The sequence below is a fragment of the Caldicellulosiruptor changbaiensis genome, assembly GCF_003999255.1.
Lineage (GTDB): Bacteria > Bacillota > Thermoanaerobacteria > Caldicellulosiruptorales > Caldicellulosiruptoraceae > Caldicellulosiruptor > Caldicellulosiruptor changbaiensis.
The window spans coordinates 1,868,820-1,893,131 of sequence record NZ_CP034791.1; the positions used below are offsets into that span (position 1 = coordinate 1,868,820).

Consider the following 24,312-nt stretch of genomic DNA (forward strand, 5'->3'; position numbering starts at 1 on the left):
AAAGGATTATTCATCTATAACATCATCATTACTATCTTCAACCTCTTGAACCTCTTGATCTTTAACCTCTTCCTTTTGCTCTGAAGCAGGTGCAAACTGTTCCCCTTCTCTTCCCTCAATCACAGCATCCGCAATCTTAGAGGTAATGAGCTTTACTGCCCTTATTGCATCATCATTTCCAGGAATAACATAGTCAATTTCATCAGGGTCACAGTTTGTGTCCACAATAGCAACTATTGGTATCCCAAGTTTTCTTGCCTCAAGCACTGCATTTCTCTCTTTTCTAGGATCAACAATATACAAGATATCAGGAATTCTTGGCATATTCTGGATTCCACCAAGGTACTTCAAAAGTCTTTCTTTCTCTTTTCTTAAAAGATTCACTTCTTTCTTTGGTAGAACATCAAATGTGCCATCTTCTTCCATTCTCTGAAGCTCTTTTAGCCTTTCAATTCTTGTTTTGATTGTTCTAAAGTTTGTTAAAAGTCCACCAAGCCACCTTTGATTGATATAGTACATACCACATCTCTCAGCCTCTTCTTTGATTGTCTCTTGAGCTTGCTTCTTTGTGCCAACAAAGAGAATAATCTTGCCTTCCTGAACTTGGGACTTTACAAACTCATAAGCCTCGTCCATTTTCTTTACAGTCTTTTGAAGGTCGATGATATAAATACCATTTCTTTCTGTAAAGATATACTCTGCCATTTTGGGATTCCATCTGCGTGTCTGATGACCAAAGTGAACACCTGCTTCTAAGAGCTGTTTCATAGTTAAAACTGGCATCTTTTTTAACCTCCCTCAATTCGGTTTTTCTTCGAGTCGGATAGAAAGAAGGCAATCTTGCCTTCCACCGAAGATTTCCGACTCTGTTTTTTTACAAAGCCGACATTATTATAGCATATCATTTTAAATGTAACAAGAAAAATTATTTAACTTACTCCTAAGGAGATAAACAAATGAATATTAACATGCTTAAAAATTTTTGTTATAATCTTGTTTGCAAAACCCCCCAAATTTTATTTTGAAAGTCTATATCCAAAAAGGGGTCTTGGCAAAATGGCCAAGACCCTTTTTTTAACCATTGAAGCTATTTCATTTTATATCTTCTCCAGAATAAACCCTTTTTCTTTTGCATCATGCTGGGTAAATACATCTCTTGTGTCAATTATGATAGCTCTTGAAGGGGGAATATATTCAAAAATCTTGTCAAATTCTATTCCATGCTGTCGTGCTAAAATGAGAACAATCTCAACATCCTCTAAGGCTTCTTTCAAACTCTTTACTTTAAAGTCATATTCTTTTTTCACAGCAGGGTCAAATGCTTTTACCTCAACACCACGTTGTCGTAACATCTCAATAATTTCAAGTGCAGGACTGAGCCTATCGTCCGAAGAATAATCTTTCATTGCAATGCCAAGCACAGCAACCTTTCTCTTAGCGCCATACTTTTCAATTGTATTTATCACAAGATCAGAGATATAGGCAGGAATTCCTTCGTTGAACATTCTTGCAGTCTTAGATAGCTTGAGTTCCACTCCCATCTCCTCTGCCTTTGCATTCAAATAATAAAAAGCATTTGGTATACAAAAACCACCCACACCAGGGCCTGGATAGAGCAAATTCACCCTTTTGTGTGTATTTGCAACCTTGATGACTTCAAATATATCTAAATTCATAGCCTTTGTGAATCTTTCAAATTCGTTCACCATTGCAATGTTTATATCTCTTTGAAGATTTTCAATTACTTTAGCCGTCTCTACAACTTCAAATGAAGATGCAACAACAACCTCTTCTTTGCAAATCACCTTTATCAAATCAACAGCTCTTTTTGTGCTGACCTCACAAAAACCAGCAAGAGCTGTGGGCATGTTCTCAAATTCTTCAAAGGCTCTGCCCTCTGCAATTCTCTCAGACGCATAAGCTAAATAAAAGTCCTTGCCACACTTTAGGCCACTTTCCTCCAATATAGGAAGAAATACATTTCTGGTTGTACCAGGTACAACAGTTGATCTCAGAAGGACAAGTTGATTTTTCCGCAGATTATTTTTTATCTCTTTGGCACATGAAATCAAATACTCGTAATATGGTTTCCCACCATAAACTGGAATTGGCACAGTAACTATAATATCATCGCAAGCTTGCATTGCCTCTTTATAATCAAGCATTGGTACAAAGTTTCCACTCTGAAGCTGATCTTTTAAAATCTCTTGAATTGTCCTTCCTTTATAACTTTCCAAATGATGAGTTTCCCCTTTTTGAAGCTCACTGATTAGCTCTGGATTGCTGTCAACCCCATAAACTTTATAACCTTTCATTGCAAAAGATAGAGCAAGCGGCAGTCCTACATATCCAAGTCCAATTACACATACATTATTCAATATATATCCCTTCCCTCTTTAGTATCTCAATTATTTGGCTTACTCTACTATCCCATGAGGTAAGCCTTGCGTACTCTACTCTTTTTAACATCTTTTCATTGCTGCTCTCTTTGAGCTCTGACATTGCTTCTTCACACTTTTGCAATATTTCATCATAGTCTTTTCCAATATAAACAACATCCGAAAACTCTTCAACCTGAGGCATTGAGGTTGAGACAATCGGCTTTCCAGTAGCTAAATACTCATAGAATTTAAGTGGACTTACATTTTCTGATAATTTATTAACTCTAAAAAGGTTCAAACAAACGTCAAATTGCGCAACATACTGGGGCAAAATTTGATGATCTATCCTTCCCAACATATACACATTTTTGTATTTTTTGAGATTATCTACACTCACGCCTGCACCAACAGGACCAATCAAGACAAACGACCAATCTTTTCTTTTGGATGCCAAATACTCTATCAGCTGTGTATCAATCCATGTATGGATGACACCTACAAAGCCAAAGATAGGATGGGGAATATTTTTCATACTCTCTGGCACAGGAGCTTTTGTTGCTGCCTTGTTAAAATGCTCAAACTCCGCTCCATTTGGTACAAGGTATGTTTTCGAATTTAGGTTTTTGAGTTTGTTGTAAAGACCTATTGTTGTTGTAAAAACCACATTACTCTTTTTAGCAAGCTCATCTTCCATTTCCTCTACAACCTGTTTGTTAATAAAACCTTGAAACTCTGAATGTTTGTCTATACAGTCATACACTAAAAATCCATAAGGAAGATACTCCAAAAGGTCAACTGTGTTTGGCATATACGTCCAAATAATGGGTGACTTTAGATCAAAGTTCTGATAGATAACCTCTTTCACAAACCTTGCTATCATTTTTTGATTGAATCTATTAATTGACCTTTTTTTGTTGTAAAAAGGCATAATTGGAGGCAAGGCAAAGACGTATAGCTTTTCTTTAACTCTCTTGGGAGATTTTCTAAACTTGGTCAAATACGGCCTCAGGCTTGGGTCTTTTAACGGCCCTATATAAGTTACTGGTGGGTCTAAGTAAAATATTCTACAGCTTTCCGGCATTCTTTTCATTATCTGCTGTTTTCGCGTAGGTATTGGTTCCCATGGTGTTGTTGAAAAACAAATAATATCAATCATCCTTTATCATCCTTAGCTTATAACAGCATTTTTATTACAGATTTTAAGATACAACATTTTTGACAAAATAGTCAACAAAAAATTATAAAATCTCTTGACCAACCAAAATGATTTGTAATACTATGGTTTTGATAAATCTTATGTGGAGGGAGAAAATAATGAAGATTGTAGACCAAAAGGGAAGGCTATTTGGCATTATCAACATTGTAGACCTTATCTTAATTGTGCTGATTGCAGCTATTGCATGGGTAGGGTTTGTCAAAATTTCATCGCATGGAAAGGCATCTGAAAATGCATCACAAGACGAATTTGTAGAAATCAAATATGGCGAAGCAATTATCAATGTGAAGATTCCTCTTGTTGACCCTGTGATGGCTGAGTCTTTACACAAAAACGATTTTCTGGTGTCTGGAAATACCTTGACAAAATCGTATATACGAGATGTCCAGATAAAAGAAGGAGTTTATGAAAGAACATCACAAGAAGGCAAAGTTGTTGTTGCAACTCATCCGTATAAAAAAGATGTCTATGTTACAATCTATGGGTATGTGACACTTGAAGGGGCTACCATAAAATTAGACAAGCAAACAGTGAGAGTTGGTAAAACCTTTTATGTCAAGACAAAAACTACCGAGCTTGTTGGTGTTGTAACTGGTGTTAAAATTGTAAAAGAATAGGGATGTGAAATGATGATAAGAGAAAGTATTGCTTATAAAATAGTGGTATTCATTTGTAGATATTTAAAGGAAAGTAGGATTTATGAACTTGTATCCAAGCTCTTTTACTTTTCCCAATATTCTATAGTATTTGAGCTTTTAGGAAAAGAGGAAAAACAAAAATACATAAGCAGCTCTTTTATCTTGAGGGCTGTGAAAAATTTCTATAGCTTTTGTATTACAAAAGCTTTCAATGTGTTTCAAAAATTTAAGAGGTTTTGGTCAAATAGCTTTTTGCTCGAGCTACTTAAAAGTCAAATAACTCTTTTTAAAAAAAGACCTATTTTCATCTTCCCCTTTTACATCTTTGTATTCTACCTTGGTTTTTTCATTGGTGATGCAATCAAAAATAGACTCTCTCTAACCAAACTTGTAATCCTATTTGTCCTGCTACTCATAAATCTTCTAAATTTTCAAGTAAGTATCGGTAAATATGTACAAAATAGTTTAATCTTGAAATTCTTTAAAGAAATTTTCTCTTAAAAGAAATTTGTTGAAAGGTGAAACAAAAATGGTTGAAAGAAAGAGTCTGTACATTGCCTCCTTTTTGATATTTTTACTGGGGCTTATAGGCAGTCTGGTATCGTCGAAAATTGCACTTTTGGGAGTAGGTTTATTTCTACTTGCATTAATTATATTTGAAGACCCATCAAAGCTCTTGTATGGTGTTGTACTTTATGCGTTTGTAGATTTTGTTTTTAGAAAAGAAGGTGTACTTGGAAATTTTGCATCTATATGGGATGAGGTACTTTTTATATTGATTGTCTTTGCGTTCATCCTAAAATCAATTTTGAATAATAATCCCAAACTGAGAGTATCGCCATTAGATATATATATCATTGTCTTTTTAATTGTTTGCATTTTCTTGCTCTTAAAAAACTCGCCAAATATGAGAATTGCAATTGAAGGATTTAGAGTATATGCTGAATATGCTCTGTGGTTTTTTGTAGGTTTGAATTTACTTAAAAATACTCTTCAGTTCAAAAGATTTATTTCTGTTTATATCTTTATGATGTTTTTGATATCTTTATATGGTATTTACCAGTATATAATTGGAGTTGAAATTCCATCAAGCTGGATTGATAGTAGTTTTGAAACGTATATAAGAACACGAGTCTTCTCAATCATAGGAAGCCCAAATGTTTTAGGAAGCTTGCTTGCAATGTCTATACCATTTGTCCTTCCTTTTGCGTTATATGAAAAGAGTATTTCTAAAAGGGTTTATTATTTTATAGTCTTAATCTCAATGATTGTTTGTCTTGGATTTACATTTTCACGAGGTGCATGGCTTGCGTTTTTAGTCTCCATGATCTTATATGGATTTTTTATCGACAAAAGAGTTTTAGGACTGCTGTTTTCAATAATAGTTTTAGTCCCAATTCTTGCTCCTTCAATATTGATGAGAATACTTTATATGCTAAGCAGCCAGTACGCAAAAAGCAGTGCAAGAGCAGGTAGGATTGCACGATGGACAAAGGCTTTTGAGATTTTAAAAGAAAACCTCTTGTTTGGTGTTGGTTTTGGAAGATTCGGAGGAGCTGTTGCAAAGAGAAACATCGCAGATGCATTTTACGTTGACAATTTCTATCTTAAAAGTGCTGTTGAAATGGGAATTATTGGAGTCATCATCATGATATTGACATTTGTGATGGGACTGCTTTTAGCAGCAAGAGTGATTAAGCATTTACAGTCAAAAGAACTCAAAAAAATAGGGAGTGGCATTCTAATTGGCCTTGCAACTGTTTTGGTACACAACATTGTTGAAAATATCTTTGAAGTTCCAATGATGACAACCTACTTTTGGTTGTTTTTGGGATTTTTATTTGCTTTAAAATATATTGACTCTGAAAATATTACACATTCTAAAGAAGATTACTTACTTGAAGACGGGGGAAGCTAATGATGCCATTTGACGGAGTTGTTCTCTGTAGACTTAAAAATGAACTGAAGCTTGAACTTGTTGAAGGAAAGGTTGAAAGAATTTATCAACCTAATCAGTTTGAAATAAATCTTTATATATACAAACTTGGCAAGACAAAAAAACTGATAATCTCTGCAAATCCGTCGCTTCCAAAAATATATATTACAGAGAAACAAAAGAAAAATCCTGAAGTTGCACCAAACTTCTGTATGATTCTTCGAAAAAATCTGCTTGGTGCAAAAATTACTAACATCTATCAAGAGGGTTTGGAAAGAATTGTTAAAATAGAATTTGAAACAAAAAATGAGCTTGGAGATATCGAGAGAAAATACATTATATTTGAGATGATGGGAAGACATAGCAACATATTTTTAGTGGATTCAAATAACAGAATTATTGACGCAATAAAGAGGATGTCTTTTGAAAATTCTCCACGTAACATTTTGCCAGGAGCTAAATATGTATTGCCACCAGTGTTAACAAAGAAAAATCCTCTTGAAGTTACATTTGAAGAATTCTCTTCATTTTTTGAGAACTCTAACAAATCTTATGAAAACATTCTTATTGACAATTTGTCAGGAATTAGCAAACAGTTTGTAAACGAGGTCATGTTGCATGCACAAGTTTTTAAAGAAAGTGTTGAAAAAAACGAAGTTATCAAAAGGATTTTTGAATCTTTAAAAGAATTATTATATTGTATAGTAGAAAAAGGTGAAATCCTACCAACATTGTACACAGATAAAGGAAATGTAGTAGATTTTTATGTAATTGATTTGAAAAGCTATTCAAACTTTTCAAAAAGGTTTTTTACAAGCCTCAACAGCTGTATAGATGAATACTACTCAAAAAAAGAAGAACATACCATTTTCATTGAAAAAAAACAACATCTTCAAAAGATAATTGAACAAAATTTAAAGAAGCTAAGTCAGAGGTACGAACAAAACCTGCAAAAAATAGATGAGGCAAAAAATGCTGAGCTTTTCAAGAAGTACGCCGACCTAATCTTAGCAAACCTATATCAACTAAAACCCACATCTGAAGACTTCATTGAAGTTATTGACTACTACAGCGAGGATTTGCCGCAAATTAAGATTCCAATTGAAAAAGACAAAGACCTGAAGCAGAATGCAGAGAGGTATTATAAACTTTATAACAAATTAAAGAAAGGGGAAGAATACGCTAAAGCTGAAATATCAGAGATTGAAACTGAATTGGAATTTTTGTATAGCTTAGAAGCTCTGCTTGAAAAAAGTACAGAGATCGAAGACCTTTTGAGCATCGAAGAGGAGTTGGAAAAGGAAGGATATGTAAAAGCCCAGCCAGAGCCTAAGAAAAATGAAAAAAAGAAAGATTCCAAAAAACCAAATCCTCATCATTTTGTCAGCTCAGATGGTTTTGACATCTATGTAGGAAGAAACAATATCCAAAACGATTATCTCACATTAAGGTTTGCATCAAGCAATGATATCTGGCTTCATACCCAAAAAATCCCAGGCTCACACGTCATAATCCGAACAAACAACAGAAGCGTGCCTGATAGGACTTTGCTGGAGGCTGCACTACTTGCTGCGTATTTTAGTAAAGCGAAAAACTCAACCAAGGTACCTGTTGACTATACTTATATTAAGCATGTTAAAAAACCGCCCAAATCAAAACCAGGGTTTGTTATATATGAGAACTTTAAGACTATAATTGTTGATTCACCTACAGCTATAGACGGCTTTAAAAAAGTAGAATGAGAAACGGCTTCAATTTTTAACATTAAAATAAACTGAAAATTTAACAAAAGCGGGAGGGATCTGAAATGCCAAAAGAGGGAAATTGTGTAATAGCGCAATCGGGGGGACCAACTGCTGTTATCAATGCCTCGCTCTTAGGCGTAATTGAAGAGGCGATGAAGCAACATCCAATAAGAGCTATTTATGGTGCAAAAAATGGGATAATTGGCCTTATTGATGAGGAGCTCTATGACCTCAGAATGGAGGACCCTGAAGAGTTAAAGCTTTTAAAAACTACGCCTTCATCGGCCTTGGGTTCTTGTCGATACCAGCTAAAGCCTTTTGAACACGATGAAAAAGACTACATTAAGATTTTTAATGTTTTTGAAGCGCACAATATAAGGTATTTCTTCTACATTGGCGGAAATGATTCAATGGACACTGCTGACAAGCTCACACGCTATGCAAAAAAGATTGGTTATGATATATGCATAATAGGAATTCCAAAGACAATTGACAATGACCTTGTCATGACAGACCACTGCCCTGGCTTTGGAAGCGCTGCAAAGTACATTGCTACATCTGTCATGGAAATAGCAAGAGATGCTGTTGTATATCCAACAAATATTGTTACAATAATTGAAGTAATGGGAAGGAATGCCGGGTGGCTTGCTGCTGCATCAGCCCTGGCTGCGAAAGATATTGGTGCACCTGACCTTATTTACCTACCTGAAGTACCGTTTTCTGTTGACAAGTTCTTAGATGATGTCAGAAATATACACAAGAAGACAGGAAAAATTACAATTGTAGTATCAGAGGGTATCAAGGACAAAGAAGGAAAGTACATTGCTGATATGAGCCACAAGTTTGGAATAGACGCATTTGGGCATGTACAACTTGGTGGTGCAGCGTTTGTTTTAGAAAATATAATCCGTGAAGAGGTAGAAAAGAGAGTAAAAGCTATCCAGTTCAATGTCCTGCAGCGAAGTGCTGCACATATCATGTCAAAGACTGATGTTGAAGAGGCATACATGGTTGGAAGAATGGCTGTAAAGTATGCAGTTGAAGGTGCAAGTGGATACATGATTGCAATTAAACGTGATAGTGATAGTCCATATTCCAGTTCAACAGAGCTTGTAGAGCTTTATAAAGTTGCAAACGCAGAGAAATTAGTACCTCTTGCATGGATTTCTCATGACGGAAACTATGTAAAAGAAGAAGTTCTCAATTACATCCAGCCTCTAATTGAAGGTGAAGTTGAGATCAAATTTGAAAAAGGACTTCCTCGATATGCAAAGCTCAGAAAGATAATGGTGCCAAAAAAGGTTGTCTAAACTTTGAAAAAGTACTAAATTGAAATAAAAAAAAACAAATGGGTGCTACCTCGGAAATATCACCGAGGTGCACCCATTTTTTTAAAATTTAATTCTCTATTTTGCCTGTTCTATTTGAGTAGCTTCAGAGCTGTTGCTTTTCTCTTTTTTGGTTATTACAGTCTTGTCATCTACATAGTCAACTATAAACTCATCACCTTGTTTTATCTGCCCTTCTAAAATAGCTTCTGAAATCTTGTCTTCTACCATGGTCTGGATAGCTCTTTTAAGTGGCCTTGCACCAAATAGCGGATCAAACCCCTTTTTAGCTATTGCCTCAATAAGCGCAGGTGTAAATTCTGCATAATACTCGCTTGATTTTATTCTTTCCTTTAAGTTGTTGAGCAAGATTTCAACTATCTTTTTGACATCTTCCTCATCTAATGGATGGAATACTATAATCTCGTCTATTCTGTTCAAAAACTCTGGTCTAAAAGTCTTCTTCAGCTCACCCATAACACTTTCTTTTATCTGCTCATACGTTCTCTGTTTTTCGTCCTCGGATGTTGAAAATCCTAACTTTTTCGGATTTGTAATGAGCTGCGCACCAATGTTTGATGTCATAATAATTACTGTGTTTCTAAAGCTTACAGTTCTGCCCTGAGAGTCGGTAAGTCTACCATCGTCAAGTATTTGCAAAAGGAGGTTAAAAACATCAGGGTGAGCTTTCTCTATTTCGTCAAACAGGACAACCGAGTATGGTCTTCTTCTAACCTTTTCTGTAAGCTGTCCACCTTCTTCATATCCAACATATCCAGGGGGAGAACCAATTAGCTTTGATACATTGAATTTTTCCATATATTCTGACATGTCAATTCGAATAAGAGCATCCTCTGTTCCAAACAATGCTTCAGCAAGCGCACGACAAAGCTCTGTCTTACCAACACCAGTTGGGCCTAAGAATATAAACGAACCAATTGGTCTTTTTGGATCTTTTAGACCAACTCTTCCGCGCCTTATCGCTCGTGCAACAGCTCTTACAGCTTCATCCTGCCCAACCACACGCCTGTGTAAAACCTCTTCTAATTTCAACAGTCTTTCAGATTCATCTTCTGTAAGCTTGTTAACAGGAATACCTGTCCAGCTTGCGACAATGTACGCAATATCATTTTCAGTGACAATTGGCTGAGCCTTTTGCTGGTCATTAGTCCACGAATTCTTAACCTTTTCAAGTTCTTGGCGAAGTTTTATAATCTCATCTCTTATCTTTGCTGCTTTTTCATACTCTTGAAGCCTGATTGCTTCCTCTTTTTCCTTTTCAAGCTTTTCAATCTTCTCTTCATGCTCTTTTACATGAGGCGGAAGTGTGTACATTTTAAGTCTCACACGCGACGCAGCCTCATCAATCAGGTCTATCGCCTTGTCTGGCAAGTACCTGTCTGTAATATACTTTGTGGAAAGATCAACAGCAGCCTTGATAGCCTCATCTGTAATCTTAACACCATGATGAGCCTCGTACTTGTCTCGAAGCCCTTTTAATATTTGAATGGTCTCTTCTGGTGTTGGCTCACCAACCAAGATGGGTTGGAACCTTCGCTCTAAAGCTGCATCTTTTTCTATATGTTTTCTGTACTCATCAAGCGTTGTTGCACCAATGACTTGAATCTCACCGCGTGCAAGTGCCGGCTTTAAAATGTTTGACGCGTCAATTGCACCTTCTGCCGCACCAGCACCAATGATAGTGTGCATCTCATCAATAAAGAGAATGACATTTCCTGATTTTCTAACCTCTTCCATTGCCTTTTTTAGTCTCTCTTCAAATTCGCCCCTGAACTTTGACCCTGCAACCATTGCAGAAAGATCCAAAGCAACAACCCTTTTGTTTCTCAAAAGTTCCGGAACATTTCCTTCGACAATCTTTTGGGCAAGCCCTTCAACTATTGCTGTTTTACCAACACCGGGCTCACCAATTAAACATGGGTTGTTTTTTGTCCTCCTCGACAAAATCTGGATAACTCTTTCTATTTCTTTTTCACGGCCAATAACAGGATCAATCTTGCCCTCAAGTGCAAGCTGTGTCAAATCCCTGCTAAATTGATTCAGAGTTGGTGTATTTTGTGTCTGGAAATTTATCTGCTGTTGAGGCGATACCCCGCCCATATTTTTAGCATCCTCGTTCAAAAGTTTCATGATTTCTTCAAACAATTTTTGTGGGTCGACACCCAAATCCATTAATATTCTAACAGCAACACTTTCGCCCTCGCGCATAATAGCAAGCAAAATGTGTTCTGTGCTAATATATGTGCTGCCAAGCCTTCGTGCTTCCATAAACGCAATTTCAAACACCCTCTTTGTCCTGGGTGTAAATCCTGTTGGCGGCTGCGGAAGCTGATAATCACCTCTGCCAATTAGCTCTTCTATCTCGTCAATCACCTTTTCTTCAGTAACACCCTGGCTTTGCAAAACTCTTGCCGCAATACCGCCACCTTCTCTAATCAATCCCAAAAGTAAATGTTCTGTCCCAACATAGTTATGACCAAGCTCGGCAGCAGATTGCTGCGCAAGCATTATCGCCTTTTCTGCTCTTTCTGTAAATCTTCCTTGGAACATTTTTTAAAACCTCCTTTAGTCTAAAATTTTTCTTATAAGCTCTGCTCTTTTTATGTCCCTTTCCTCGGGTGTCATTTCCCTTCCAAAATAGTCTTGTATCATAGCTGGTTGAATCAAGTTAAGAAGCACATCTATCTTGTCTATTGTAACCTCTTTTATAATACCCATACTGATACCCATTCTCACGTCTGAAATTAATTTTAGTGCTTCATTCGATGAGATATTTCTTGCATATTTCAAAATTCCAAAAGACCTGTATACCTTATCTTCGATAAATGCTCTGTTCTCATTCAAAAGTTTTAGTCTTGCTTGACGTTCTTGCTCAATTATCTGGTTTGTGATTGAAATAACATTTGCAATAATGTCTTCTTCTGGCTGCCCTAATGTAATCTGGTTTGAAATCTGATAAAGATTCCCTACAACCTCACTTCCCTCACCATAAAAACCTCTTACAGCAATACCAAGTTTCGTTATTGTCTCAATGATTTCTTTCATATAGCCAAGAAGGGTAAGTGCCGGAAGATGAAGCATGAAAGACGCTCTCAGTCCTGTTCCAACATTGGTGGGACAGGATGTAAGATATCCCCATGTTTCGTCATAAGCATATGGAAGATGCTCTTCTAAAAAGTCATCAATCCTATTTGCATCCTCCCAAGCCATCTGGATGTTCTGTCCTCTGTACAACACCTGGATTCTTAAATGGTCTTCTTCGTTTATCATGATGCTTATATTTTCATTCTGGTCAATTGCAACAGCACTTTTTATCTTTGATGAGACCAAAGCAGGTGAGATTAGGTGTTTTTCAATCAAAACCTGTCTTTTTAAAAGCGGCAATTTTCTTATTTCATAAAAATCAAATTTGTATTGCTTATTTCTTGAAATCACATCTCTTACCTTATCTATTACAAGGCCAGCATCATAATCGTTCATTTTTATGGTAAAGGGAACATCTGAAAGATTTCTCGCAAGCCGAATTCTGCTTGTTACAACAACTTCATCCATTTTACAAATCACTCCCGAGCAAGTTTCTTCTCAAGTTCTCTTATCTTGTCTCTAATCTCTGCAGCCTTCTCAAACTCTTCATTTTTTATAGCTATATTTAACTCTATCTTAAGCTTGTCAATCTCCCTTTTGATTGCAATATTTTCACCCATCTTAGTGGGAATCTTTCCAACATGCTTTGTATTGCCATGGATTCTTCTGAAAATAGGATAGAGTTTTTCTGAAAAAGAGTTATAACACATTGCACAGCCAAATCTACCTGTTCGTTTAAATTCTTCAAAAGTCATGCCACAACCCTTGCATGTAATTTGTATCTCAAAAGAAGGTTTCATTACCTGACTGCCAAAAGCTGGTTCTAAAATTCCGGCTAAAAAGTTAGTAACCGAAAAAGGTGTATCAAATTCTATGGTGCCTTTTTGCTTTGCACACACCTCACAAAGATGCATCTCTGTCTTAACGCCGTTTATAATCTGCGTATAGTGAACAGTTGCTGGTCGCTTGCCGCAATTTTCGCAAAGCATTATAAAACTCACCATCCTTTACGAAAACCTCTACTTATAAATATTACCCATTCATAAGAGAAATTATCATAGCTTTTAAAATTAACATCCTTAAAGTATCTTTCAAAGGTTGATTTATGGGTAGAGACTTGTCATTCAGCGCTGCTTTCATCAAATTTGCTTCTCTCTGAGTTATAGCACCGTTTTCCAACAAGCACTCAATAATTTCGTTTGCTTGATGCTGAGTAACAGGAGAATTTATGTTATTTAGGATATTCTCAAGCAGATTTGAACTATTTTCAAACTTTATCTTTACTATACGTATTGAACCGCCACCACCGCGCTTGCTTTCTATATAATATCCTCTTTCGATTGTAAAACGTGTTGAAAGAACATAGTTTATCTGTGACGGTGCACAGTTGAAAAAGTTTGCAAGCTCATTTCTCTGAATCTCAACCTCACCATCTTTTTTTTCAATTAGCTGCTTTATAAATTCCTCAATGATATCGGACAGTCTTGGCATAAAAACCTCCCCCGTCTTAAGACCCGTGTTGACTTTGACTATCTTTGACCTTGCAATTATATTTTAATATATTTTCTTTTGAAATGCAAGATATTTCTTGTTGTTAAAATGTGATAAATATATTATAATGTCTTGTATAAAATACTAAAAAGAAAGGACCATCAAGCCGTTGAAACTCAAAAAAATCTTGGCAGTGATCTTGCTTACTTTACTTGCAATTGCGCTGGTAACATCTGTAGCTATAAAAACTGAGCAAATACTCACAAGTGTGATTTTAAAAAGCCGTCACAATGCTGAAAAAACTGCCCCTCCATCTTCTCTTGCTCAAAAAAATTTTAAGGTTCAGCCCTTTAATATTATATCAAAAAATTTAAATGAGGTAACCAATACAAATAAAAGCACAGCACAAAAATTTCTAGAGCCAGTAACCAGATCAGTTTATGAGACAACTAAACCTTTTAGTCCGGTATCAGATCTACATGATACATCAAATATTAAAAACATCTCTAAAAAGGTTATATACCTAACAATAGATGACGGACCATCATCTGAGACACCTAAGATACTTGAGATTTTAGAAAAAGAAGGTATAAAAGCTACTTTCTTTGTTGTTGGATACAACTGCGTAAAATATCCGAACTTCCTCAAGCAAATTTCTCAAAAAGGTCATTTAATTGGCAATCATTCGTACTCGCACAAGTATAAAGTAATTTACAAAAGTTTCAAAAACTTTGTTGACGACTTTAACAAGGCTCAAGATGTGATATATCAAATTACAGGGATAAAGCCGAAATATTATAGATTCCCCGGCGGGTCTTTAAACAAAGTATCACCTCAAATAAAAAAGTTTTTTGACAAAAACAAGGTAATATACATTGATTGGAATGCTATAACCGGTGATTCATCAAAGAATCATGAAAAACTCACTTATAAAGATATAATCAAAATGACTTTTGCAACTATAAAGAATAAAAATCAAATAGTGCTTCTTATGCATGACAGTCCTACAAAGAAAAATGTCATTGAAGCCTTGCCCTATATAATAAAAACTTTAAAATCTCAGGGTTATGTGTTTGAAACAGTAGACAAAATGCCAAAACCTTTGCAATTTAAAACAAAAACAAAAGCCGCATCGTTACACTGATGCGGCTTATTTAGCCCCATTTTATTTTAACCTGCAGCAATTTACCTTGTTGCTCTTATCTTAGAAAAGCAATCACTGCAGTATATGGGTCTGTCATTTCTTGGCTTGAACGGAACCTTCGTCTCTTTTCCGCATGCGCTGCAAACTGCATCGTAAAGTTCACGTCTTCTTTCCTGTCTTGAATCTCTTCTTTGCATAGCCTTTCTCTGGTCTCTACACTCTTTGCATCTTGTTGGTTCGTTCTTGAACCCTTTTTGTGCATAAAATTCTTGTTCACCTGCTGTGAACACAAACTCTCTTCCGCAATCCTTGCAAACTAATACCTTGTCTTGATACATTCTAAAATTCCCCTCACTTCATGGATTTAGATTTTTCTGACGTCTATTGTTCACCCTGAACAACCAACGTCTTTTTAATTATAACCCTATTTTCTCTATTTGTAAATAGCAAATTGAAAAAATTTTTTACTCCTCCTCTTCCTCGGTCATTTGAGCCTTTGCTGCCTCAATTACCTTCTGAGCGATGTGGCTTGGTACCTCTTCATACCTAACAAACTCCATTGTAAACCAGCCTCTGCCCTGTGTCATAGACCTCAAATCTGTTGCATACTTGAACATCTCAGCAAGCGGTACCTCTGCCTCTATCTTTTCCATGTTCTTATCGACAGGCTCCATTCCTAAAACTCTCCCTCTTCGCCTGTTCAAATCTCCCATTATGTCGCCTGTGTAACTCTCTGGTACAACAACTTTGACATTCATGATAGGCTCAAGAAGCACTGGGTTTGCCTGTGCCAAGCCTTTCTTGTACGCAAGAGAGGTCGCAACCTTGAAGGCAAGCTCTGAGGAGTCAACAGGATGGTATGAACCATCAACAAGTGTTGCTTTGAGGTTCATGACAGGATAACCTGCTAAAACACCCTTTTTAATGCATTCTCTCAATCCCTTTTCAACAGCCGGTATATACTGTTTTGGCACGGCTCCACCAAAGATCTTTTCCTCAAACACTAAATCTTCTACCGGACTTGGCTCAAATTCAATAAATACATGTCCATACTGACCATGCCCACCTGTTTGTTTTTTATACTTTCCTTCACTTTTAACCTTTTTCCTGATGGTCTCTCTATACGGAACCTTCGGCTCGGACAATACAACAGATACACCAAATTTATTTTTTAGCTTATTTACAATCACATCAATGTGAAGCTCGCCAATCCCGTATATGATGTTCTGGCCTGTTTCATTGTTCTTTTCAATCTTAAATGTCAAATCTTCCTCCATCAACCTATGAAGCCCATTTGAAATCTTCTCTTCATCGCCCTTTGCCTTTGGTTCAATTGCAAGCATAAGCCATGGACGTGGAAATTCAATTGTTTCAACTTGGAGTAACTTGGATGGGTCACACAAAGTAGTATTTGTAAGCGTAGATTGCAGCTTTGTCACAACTCCTATATCACCTGCTTTTAGCTCTGCAGTTGGTATTTGTTTTTTGCCTCTTATAACAAAAAGCTGGGAAATCTTTTCTTGTCTGTCTGATGAGGTGTTGTAAAGGGTCATATCAGGTCTGAGGGTCCCAGTTAAAACCTTGAGAAATGTAATTCTGCCAACAAATGGATCAGCAACTGTTTTAAATACAAATGCGCAAGCTGGCAAACTTGTATCTGGTTTTAACACAATTTCACTATTGTTTTTTACATCTTTTACCTTGAATTCTTTTTCTGCTGAAGAAGGAAGAAGTCTTACAATTGCATCTAAAAGCTCTTTAACTCCCAAATTTTTTGAAGCTGAGCCGCACATGACTGGAAATACTGACCTTGAAAGTACACCCAGCTTCAATCCCCTGAAAATTTCATCTGTGGAAATCTCCTCACCTGAAAAATACTTTTCCATAAGCTCTTCATCGTTTTCTACAGACGCCTCTATTAAACTATTTCTGAGCTCCTCAACTCTATCAATCAACCCGCTCGGGATTGGAACTTCCTTTGCGGAGTTGTTCTCATACACATATGCCTTTTTTGAAATGATATCTACCAAGCCCACAAATTTACCATTTTCAATTATTGGATACTGAATTGGAATTGCCTTTAGAGTCAAGACATCAGCAATCTTTTTTAGTACCTTTTCAAAATCAGCATTCTCTTCATCCATCTTATTTATAAAAATTAAAACTGGCAACTTTTTGTTTTCTGCAAACTCCCATCCTTTTTCTGCACCAACTTGCACACCTGTCTTTGCACCAATTACTAAAATTGCAGACTCTGCAACATGTATAGCTTCACAAACCTCACCCACGAAGTCAAAATAACCTGGCGTGTCAAGCACATTTATTTTGTAATCTCCCCACTCAAGTGGCTCAACTGTCATTGAAATAGAGATTCGTCTTTTTATCTCCTCAGGGTCAAAGTCAGAAGTGGTTGTACCATCTTCTGTTCTGCCTATTCTGTCAATACACTTTGCATTAAAAAGCATACTGTCTGTCAAAATTGTCTTTCCATCTCCGCCGTGTCCAAGCAAAACTACATTTTTAATATACTGCGGAGCATATTCTTTCATATTACATTCCCCCTTGAATTTTGACTATGAGAAATTTGTAGATATTAATAAGATATTCTACATCAAAAACGAAAATCCTTTTTAAACTTAATATTCTCATAGACATTTTTGAAAAAGTTCAATGTTTTAAACAAAACAAATTTTAAAATACTATACAAAAACACTGTTGATTAAATAAAAGTATTTCTGTAAAATTTTAATTAGAAACATCTTGATTTGCATCAATAAAACACTGAAAAGGAGTAGTAGAAAAAGATGAGAAAAGTCACAATTGATGAATTGCAAGAAGGTATGAAGCTTGCAAGAGACGTGTTTACTGAAAATGGCAAGCTTTTGCTCCCCGAAGGATTTATCATAAAGCCATCATTTATTGAAAAACTAAAGGAATACAATATTGACAGTGTTTATGTTGAAGATGAAATAACAAAAAATTACGTAAAGGAAGAGATTATTTATCACGAAACATTTATTGCAATTCAAGATTTGATGGTCTCAGCAAAGACAGGTGAAATTGTTGACCCCTTTGTTGCTCGTGAGATTGTTAATGATATTGTTGCCGAGATAATTGAAGAAGAGGATGTATTTTTGAAGATTGTTGGATTTAGAGATGTTGATAATTATACATATTTTCATTCAGTAGATGTTAGCATCTTTTCTGCGATAATAGGAAAGCTTTTAGGTTTTGAGAGAAAAAAGATAGAAGATTTAGCCTTAGCAGCTTTGCTACATGATTTTGGTAAGATGAAGATTCCTCCAGAAATTCTGAATAAACCGGCAAAACTTACAGACGAAGAGTTTGAAGAAATGAAAAAGCACACAATCTACGGATATCAAATGGTTAAAAATATGGAAGGGATTTCAGAAGAGATTGCAGAAGTAGCACTTTTACACCATGAAAGGCTTGACGGGTCAGGCTATCCACTAAAATTAAAAGGTGATAAGATTCCTATTTTTGCAAGAATTATAGCAATTGCAGATGTGTATGATGCTCTTACAGCTGACAGAGTTTACAAGAAAAAGGTGGTGCCCACCAAAGCAGCTGATTACCTTTTAAAATATGCAGGAGTTCAGTTTGACAAAGAGATTGTACAAAAGTTTTTGAAGATGGTTGTGAAATACCCTGTTGGATGTTTTGTTGTTCTTAACACAGGTGAAATTGCAATCGTGTATGAAGAAAATCCATTCAATAAAACAAGGCCTATTGTCAAAGTGGTTGCACGGAAGGAAGGCCCACCAGTACTCACCCCATACTACATAGACCTTGCCCAGGACCAAAAGAGAGAGATTATTGATGTTATAAATTACTAATACAATCTTTTTTTTTATTCCTTTTTGCTAACAAGACTGATATAAGGTACTGCATTTGTGCTATAGCTTGAGGTCTGTCCTTTTATCAATTTAAAATACCCTGCAGAGGCTATCATCGCTGCATTGTCTGTACAGTATTTAAAATCAGGTACGTAAAATTCTATTTGATGCTCACTACATCTTTTTGAAAGTTCTTCCCTGAGTTTTGAGTTAGCAGCAACCCCACCTGCAATTGCAACTCTTTTTATGTTTGATTCAAGAGAAAGCTTTATTGTCTTTTCTACCAAAGTGTCAACCACTGCCTTTTGGAATGATGCTGCTACATCCTCTACCTTAAAGTTCTCTCTACGCTGGTTTAATGTGTGCACATGGTTTATAACAGCAGATTTTAGCCCGCTAAAGCTAAAATTGTACTCTTCCACATCAGCTGAAGGGTACTTATATTTTTCTTCATTTCCATGCCTTGCAACTTTATCTATTGCAGGCCCACCAGGATACCCCAAACCCAAATACCTTGCGATTTTGTCAAACGCCTCGCCCGCTGCATCATCTCTTGTCTTTCCAATAACTTTATATCTGTCAAAGTCTTCTAAAATAATCAGATTTGTATGCCCACCTGAGACAACCAAAACTATTAAAGGTGGTTTGAGCTTAGGATAGGTAATGAAATTTGCGTATATATGTCCTTCTATATGGTTTATAGCAATAAAAGGTATCTTTCTGGCATAGCTTAGTGCCTTGGCAAACGAAAGTCCAACAAGAAGAGAACCAACAAGCCCAGGCCCATAAGTTGCCGCAACTGCATCTATTTTATCAATATCTATATTTGCCTCTTTTAGAGCCATGTCAGCTACATACGAAATCTTTTCAACATGCTTTCTTGAAGCTATCTCTGGAACAACTCCACCAAATTGATTGTGAATCTCAATTTGAGAATATACAATGTTTGACAGAACTTCTCGTCCATCTTTTACAATAGCAGCTGCTGTCTCATCGCAGGATGTTTCAATACCAAGTACAAGCATCTATAACTTGCATCTCCCTTTCTCAATGTTCTTTTGAGTAACGTTTTTATTATACCAAATTTTTAATTTGGTTTTAATAAAATATAAGTCGTATTTCTGGTATAATATAAGAGTCTATTAAAATTTTCAAAGGAGGCATGAGTTTTGAGCGCTTTTCAAGCAATCTTTTTGGGAATACTTCAGGGTTTGGGAGAATTTTTGCCTATTTCAAGTTCTGCTCACCTTATTATATTCCCATGGATCTTTGGATGGAAGGAACACTCACTGGTATTTGATGTAGCTTTGCATTTAGGTACTCTTTTGGCGGTACTTGTATATTTTTGGAGAGACTATATCGAGATAATAGTAAAAGGTATTACACAGCCAAAATCAGACCAAGGAAAACTTCTGTGGTTTATAATAGTAGCAACAATTCCAGGAGCAGTGTTTGGATACTTCTTTGAAAACATTGTTGAGAATGTGTTCAGAAAACAGTACCTATTAATTGCTATGGTACTTGCAGTTTTCGGGTTTATTTTATACTATGTCGATAAAACTGCTAAAAATAAATTTACTCTTTCGAATATGAACATCTTGCAAGCAGGACTGATTGGAATTTCACAGGCATTTGCACTTTTTCCGGGAATATCTCGTTCAGGCATTACAATGACAACAGGGCTTTTACTGGGGCTTAAAAAAGAAGCTGCTGCAAAGTTTTCTTTCTTGATGTCAGCACCAATCATCCTTGGAGCTGGTGCTGTATCACTTTTGAAAAACATACATGATGTTTCAAGCCAGTTTTCAAGCTTTGCAATAGGATTTTTTACTTCTGCAATTGTTGGATTTTTAGCTATACACTTTTTGCTTGACATTGTGAGAAAAAGTGGATTTAAGATATTCGCTTACTACAGATTCTTACTTGCAGCATTTATTTTAGTTGTCTTTTTTTTAAGAATGTAGACAAGAGCATCATCATAATTACTCCAATACCAAGATAGCCCATAAGAGAATACAGACTTCTTAGAAGCTGCTCAAAACCATTAAAACCCAAAAGTAAAGCTGTAATCATTATGATATTTTGAATTTCTGAACTTTTGATAGAATAACAAAGTCCCACATAGTTTGCCAAAATTGTTGTAAGTATCTCCAAAAATGTACACAATATAAGGATGGCTTGTAATACATGATTGTCAGTTGCCTTCAAAAGTGGCATCTGTGAGGTTTGAGAAGAAGGATTTGAAAGTATAATTATGTTTATGAGATTTAACAATATAAAAATTAAAATAGAAGCTATGATAATACCAACTTTTAGTTCTCTGTTTTTAAACCTATTTTTTAACTTATATATTACAGGAAATGCTAAAAGTGAATTGTATGTTGCATATAATATCGGTGATAGAGGGGTAGAGTGAAGTTTTTTCAAAGAATCTGTGAGTACATCAAACTGTAGTAATACCTCTTTAGAAAATGTGTCTTTTAAAAAAATTATAAAAATAGTACTAATTAGCAAACTTACAACTACTTTATTCACATTAATTACAGAAGCAAAACCGTGGCTGTAGATGACAATACTCAAAACAAAGCAAAGAATTGTAAAGAGATACCTGTTTACCCCCAAAAATTCGAAGCCGAGCTGTCCAAAAGCTGAAAACATTACAATTAAAGTTACAAATGAAAATAGCATGATATACAACCTTAAAACTTTATTTAAAATACCATTTTCAAATACAGTGTTTGAAAAGTATAATAAAATCAAAAATATTAGAAATGATGCTACACTGATATACCAAAAACTGGTTGATTTATACTGAGAAAAGAAATAGAAAACCTCTTGACCTGTTGAAAAACCAGCGCCAATAATTGAGCCGAGAATTGTTGATGCAATTGCAAAAAATATTGTCATAACTTTGTGTTCTCCTACATTCTTTTTCTCAAATTAAATGTATTATACTCTTTTATTTAATATGAATATAAACCTACTGGAGGAAAAAAGGAAATGGAAGTTCTAAAACAAATCTTTATTTCAATTGCAGAATATTTATCACAATTTGGATATTTAGGAATATTTATTGGTATGACTCTTGAGTCTGCATGCATTCCTATTCCTTCTGAGATAATCTTACCACTTGGTGGATATTTGGTTTATAAAGGTATTGGAAATATATTCTCTATGAGTTTAGTAGCAACACTCGGTGGTTATGCAGGCTCTGTAATTGCATATCTAATTGGATATTATGGGGGTCGACCCTTTATCCTAAAATATGGGAAATACTTCTTTATCTCAAAACACGACTTTGAAAGAGCAGAAAAATTCTTTCAAAAAAGAGGAGAGATTACAATATTCATAAGCCGTCTTTTGCCAGTAATAAGGACGTTTATCTCACTCCCTGCTGGAATTGCAAGGATGAACTTTGTTAAATTTTCTGTGTATACAATCTTAGGTTCGTTTCCTTGGTCTTTAGTATTTGTGTACCTTGGCAAAAAGCTTGGAGACAACTGGAGAACAATTGAAGAGCATCTAAAAGGCTTAGATTATTTTATCTTGGCTGTTTTGATAATCGCTATTTTAGCATATGTAATTATCAAGCTGACACGGTCTAAAAAGAGGGTTGATGTTGAATAAATATTAATATTGGTGTATAATTATAAAAAATTTTATTGGCGAGGTAGTAAAAGATGAAGATAGATGAGATTATTTCTTATGATAAACAGTACTATGTAAATATTTTTGGAGACAGAATTCCAATTGCATTTGAAAAAGGAGAAGGCTGTATACTTTATGATACAGAAGACAGAGAATATCTCGACTTTATCTCTGGAATTTCTGTGTGCAATTTAGGACATAGTCATCCGAAATTTGTTGCAGCTTTAAAAGACCAAATTGAAAAATTAATACACACATCAAGCCTTTTTTATATAGAAAATCAGACCCTTTTGGCTAAAAAACTTTGTGAAATTTCACCTTTTGACAAGGTATTCTTCTGCAATTCAGGTGCTGAGGCAAATGAAGCTGCTATAAAGCTTGCAAGAAATTATTTTTACAAAAAAGGAAGCAATCGATATAAAATCATAACACTTATAAACTCATTTCATGGAAGAACTTTAGCAACAACTGCTGCAACAGGACAAAAGAAGTATCAAAAACCATTTGAACCAATGCCAGAAGGATTTTTGAATGTTGAAGCTGATATTGAGAAAATAAGAAGTGCAATAGATGACAAGACAGCAGCTATCATGATTGAGCTTGTGCAGGCAGAAGGTGGAATTAAGGTACTTGAAAAGGAATTTGTGAATGAAATCTACAAGCTCTGCAAGGAAAACAGAATTTTATTCATAATTGATGAAGTTCAAACAGGAATTGGACGATGTGGAAGCCTGTTTTGCTTTGAGCAGTATGACATTGTACCAGATATAATAACACTTGCAAAGGGACTGGGAAATGGTGTTCCAATTGGTGCAATGCTTTGCAAAAAAGAGGTTGCAAGCTTTGAACCTGGTGAGCACGGTTCTACATTTGGCGGGAATCTTTTAGCAACAAGAGCAGCTTTAGAGGTATTGAAGATAATTGAAGAAGAAAATATAATCGATAATGTAAAGAATATGGGAGAGTATTTAAAACAAAAGCTTTGGGAATTAAAAGAGTCTTTCAAATCAATTGTAGATGTCCGTGGTTTGGGGCTATTGATTGGAGTGGAATTTTCTTTCCCTGTTAAAGATATGGTAAAAGAGCTTGCATTAAATGGGCTTTTGACAAGCAGTTGCGGTGGGGGTAATGTTGTAAGGTTTGCCCCGCCCTTGATTGTTCAAAAAGAACATATTGACAGAGCGATAGAAATCTTCAAAGAAGTGGTGAAAAGGTATGACAACATGGGAAGAGCTTGAAAGAAGCTGTCTTTCTTGCACAAAATGCCCAATTTCAAAGGACAGGACAAATGTTGTAATTGGAGATGGCAACAAAAACGCAAAGCTCATGTTTATTGGCGAAGCACCGGGTGAAGAAGAAGACAAACAAGGGAAGCCGTTTGTTGGAAGAGCAGGAAAGCTTCTTGATCTTGCACTGGATGCTCTTGAACTTTCACGTGAAAATGATTTTTATATATGCAACATCCTGAAGTGTCGACCACCCAACAATCGTGTACCTACAGAGTATGAGGCACAAAATTGTCTACCATTTTTACGGGCGCAAGTAAAACTTGTGCAGCCCAGAATAATAGTCTGTCTTGGCGCAACTGCGATGAAGTATATCCTTGGTAGAAATCTTAAAATCACCCAAGACAGAGGTAAGTGGTTTCAAAGAGGAGAGTTTCACATTATGGCTACATACCATCCAGCGGCACTCCTTCGCGATCCCAGCAAAAGAGAGGATTTTTACAGGGATCTGAAAAGTGTAAAAGAGAAGTTAAAAGAAATGATTCAATTTTAAAAGGGCTGTAAACAACCTATGCAGAAGTGTTTACAGCCCTTTTA

At 35.8% G+C, this 24,312-nt stretch carries 21 protein-coding genes; 10 read left to right on the forward strand and 11 right to left on the reverse strand.

Features of this window, described 5'->3' with window-relative positions:
- Positions 1 to 6: 6 nt before the first annotated feature.
- From rpsB to ELD05_RS09290, 3 genes are all read right to left on the reverse strand, one after another.
- A complete protein-coding gene (gene rpsB, locus ELD05_RS09280; protein ID WP_127352199.1) occupies positions 7 to 783 on the reverse strand; it encodes a 30S ribosomal protein S2 in 777 nt (258 codons plus the stop codon).
- 314 nt (positions 784 to 1,097) lie between these two features.
- Positions 1,098 to 2,378, reverse strand: a complete 1,281-nt coding sequence (locus tag ELD05_RS09285) for a nucleotide sugar dehydrogenase (RefSeq protein ID WP_127352200.1) — start codon at positions 2,376 to 2,378, stop codon at positions 1,098 to 1,100.
- Positions 2,371 to 3,537 carry a glycosyltransferase gene (locus tag ELD05_RS09290; RefSeq protein ID WP_127352201.1) on the reverse strand — a complete coding sequence of 389 codons (1,167 nt, stop codon included), beginning with the start codon at positions 3,535 to 3,537 and terminating at the stop codon, positions 2,371 to 2,373. Before ELD05_RS09290 ends, ELD05_RS09285 begins: the two co-directional genes overlap by 8 nt.
- 158 nt (positions 3,538 to 3,695) lie before the next feature.
- Here ELD05_RS09290 and ELD05_RS09295 point away from each other — a divergent pair, with 158 nt between their 5' ends.
- The 4 genes from ELD05_RS09295 to ELD05_RS09310 all read left to right on the forward strand — a co-directional run bounded on the left by ELD05_RS09295 (position 3,696) and on the right by ELD05_RS09310 (position 9,226).
- Positions 3,696 to 4,214 carry a DUF4330 domain-containing protein gene (locus ELD05_RS09295; RefSeq protein ID WP_127352202.1) on the forward strand — a complete coding sequence of 173 codons (519 nt, stop codon included), beginning with the start codon at positions 3,696 to 3,698 and terminating at the stop codon, positions 4,212 to 4,214.
- A gap of 550 nt (positions 4,215 to 4,764) precedes the next feature.
- Positions 4,765 to 6,153 (forward strand): O-antigen ligase family protein, encoded by a 1,389-nt coding sequence (locus tag ELD05_RS09300; protein WP_127352203.1) that lies wholly within the window; start codon positions 4,765 to 4,767, stop codon positions 6,151 to 6,153.
- Positions 6,154 to 6,155: 2 nt separating this feature from the next.
- The gene (locus ELD05_RS09305) at positions 6,156 to 7,913 is read left to right on the forward strand and encodes an Rqc2 family fibronectin-binding protein (protein WP_127352204.1); all 1,758 of its coding nucleotides are present in this window, start codon (positions 6,156 to 6,158) and stop codon (positions 7,911 to 7,913) included.
- A 65-nt stretch (positions 7,914 to 7,978) separates the two neighbouring features.
- Entirely contained in the window at positions 7,979 to 9,226 is a 1,248-nt protein-coding gene (locus ELD05_RS09310) for a 6-phosphofructokinase (protein ID WP_127352205.1), read from the forward strand.
- Between the two features lie 96 nt (positions 9,227 to 9,322).
- Here ELD05_RS09310 and ELD05_RS09315 read toward each other — a convergent pair whose 3' ends face one another.
- Genes ELD05_RS09315 through ELD05_RS09330 form a run of 4 tightly spaced genes read right to left on the reverse strand, consistent with a single transcriptional unit; the run spans position 9,323 to position 13,840 of the window.
- A complete protein-coding gene (locus ELD05_RS09315; RefSeq protein WP_127352206.1) occupies positions 9,323 to 11,815 on the reverse strand; it encodes an ATP-dependent Clp protease ATP-binding subunit in 2,493 nt (830 codons plus the stop codon).
- Between the two features lie 15 nt (positions 11,816 to 11,830).
- Positions 11,831 to 12,817, reverse strand: coding sequence for a protein arginine kinase (locus tag ELD05_RS09320; protein ID WP_127352207.1), 987 nt, complete (start codon positions 12,815 to 12,817; stop codon positions 11,831 to 11,833).
- Positions 12,818 to 12,825: 8 nt separating this feature from the next.
- Complete coding sequence (locus tag ELD05_RS09325) at positions 12,826 to 13,338, reverse strand: UvrB/UvrC motif-containing protein (RefSeq protein WP_127352208.1); 513 nt, start codon at positions 13,336 to 13,338, stop codon at positions 12,826 to 12,828.
- A 43-nt stretch (positions 13,339 to 13,381) separates the two neighbouring features.
- Positions 13,382 to 13,840, reverse strand: a complete 459-nt coding sequence (locus tag ELD05_RS09330; RefSeq protein ID WP_011917874.1) for a CtsR family transcriptional regulator — start codon at positions 13,838 to 13,840, stop codon at positions 13,382 to 13,384.
- Between the two features lie 169 nt (positions 13,841 to 14,009).
- Between ELD05_RS09330 and ELD05_RS09335 the strand changes: the two genes are divergently transcribed.
- Positions 14,010 to 14,984, forward strand: a complete 975-nt coding sequence (locus tag ELD05_RS09335; RefSeq protein ID WP_127352209.1) for a polysaccharide deacetylase family protein — start codon at positions 14,010 to 14,012, stop codon at positions 14,982 to 14,984.
- Between the two features lie 41 nt (positions 14,985 to 15,025).
- Here the strand turns inward: ELD05_RS09335 and ELD05_RS09340 are convergent, their stop codons facing one another.
- Both ELD05_RS09340 and fusA read right to left on the reverse strand, forming a co-directional pair.
- Positions 15,026 to 15,322 (reverse strand): zinc-ribbon domain containing protein, encoded by a 297-nt coding sequence (locus tag ELD05_RS09340; protein ID WP_127352210.1) that lies wholly within the window; start codon positions 15,320 to 15,322, stop codon positions 15,026 to 15,028.
- 126 nt (positions 15,323 to 15,448) lie between these two features.
- Positions 15,449 to 17,533 (reverse strand): elongation factor G, encoded by a 2,085-nt coding sequence (gene fusA / locus ELD05_RS09345; RefSeq protein ID WP_127352211.1) that lies wholly within the window; start codon positions 17,531 to 17,533, stop codon positions 15,449 to 15,451.
- A gap of 255 nt (positions 17,534 to 17,788) precedes the next feature.
- On the opposite strand from fusA, the gene ELD05_RS09350 reads away from it, so the two are divergent.
- Positions 17,789 to 18,841 carry an HD-GYP domain-containing protein gene (locus tag ELD05_RS09350; RefSeq protein ID WP_127352212.1) on the forward strand — a complete coding sequence of 351 codons (1,053 nt, stop codon included), beginning with the start codon at positions 17,789 to 17,791 and terminating at the stop codon, positions 18,839 to 18,841.
- A gap of 14 nt (positions 18,842 to 18,855) precedes the next feature.
- On the opposite strand, the gene tsaD is transcribed toward ELD05_RS09350, so the two are convergent.
- Complete coding sequence (tsaD, locus tag ELD05_RS09355) at positions 18,856 to 19,866, reverse strand: tRNA (adenosine(37)-N6)-threonylcarbamoyltransferase complex transferase subunit TsaD (RefSeq protein ID WP_127352213.1); 1,011 nt, start codon at positions 19,864 to 19,866, stop codon at positions 18,856 to 18,858.
- Positions 19,867 to 20,010: 144 nt separating this feature from the next.
- Between tsaD and uppP the strand changes: the two genes are divergently transcribed.
- A complete protein-coding gene (gene uppP / locus ELD05_RS09360; protein ID WP_127352214.1) occupies positions 20,011 to 20,805 on the forward strand; it encodes an undecaprenyl-diphosphatase UppP in 795 nt (264 codons plus the stop codon).
- Here uppP and ELD05_RS09365 read toward each other — a convergent pair.
- Positions 20,774 to 21,748, reverse strand: coding sequence for a hypothetical protein (locus tag ELD05_RS09365; protein ID WP_127352215.1), 975 nt, complete (start codon positions 21,746 to 21,748; stop codon positions 20,774 to 20,776). The genes uppP and ELD05_RS09365 overlap by 32 nt on opposite strands.
- A gap of 93 nt (positions 21,749 to 21,841) precedes the next feature.
- Between ELD05_RS09365 and ELD05_RS09370 the strand changes: the two genes are divergently transcribed.
- From ELD05_RS09370 to ELD05_RS09380, 3 genes are read left to right on the forward strand one after another with little or no spacing between them, the layout of a single operon-like run.
- Positions 21,842 to 22,468: a DedA family protein gene (locus ELD05_RS09370; protein ID WP_127352216.1), complete on the forward strand. Its 627-nt coding sequence runs from the start codon at positions 21,842 to 21,844 to the stop codon at positions 22,466 to 22,468.
- A 53-nt stretch (positions 22,469 to 22,521) separates the two neighbouring features.
- On the forward strand, positions 22,522 to 23,727 hold the full coding sequence (locus tag ELD05_RS09375) for an aspartate aminotransferase family protein (protein WP_127352217.1): 1,206 nt from the start codon (positions 22,522 to 22,524) through the stop codon (positions 23,725 to 23,727).
- Positions 23,705 to 24,268: a uracil-DNA glycosylase gene (locus ELD05_RS09380; protein ID WP_127352218.1), complete on the forward strand. Its 564-nt coding sequence runs from the start codon at positions 23,705 to 23,707 to the stop codon at positions 24,266 to 24,268. The genes ELD05_RS09375 and ELD05_RS09380 overlap by 23 nt, the downstream gene beginning before the upstream one ends.
- Positions 24,269 to 24,312: the final 44 nt, after the last annotated feature.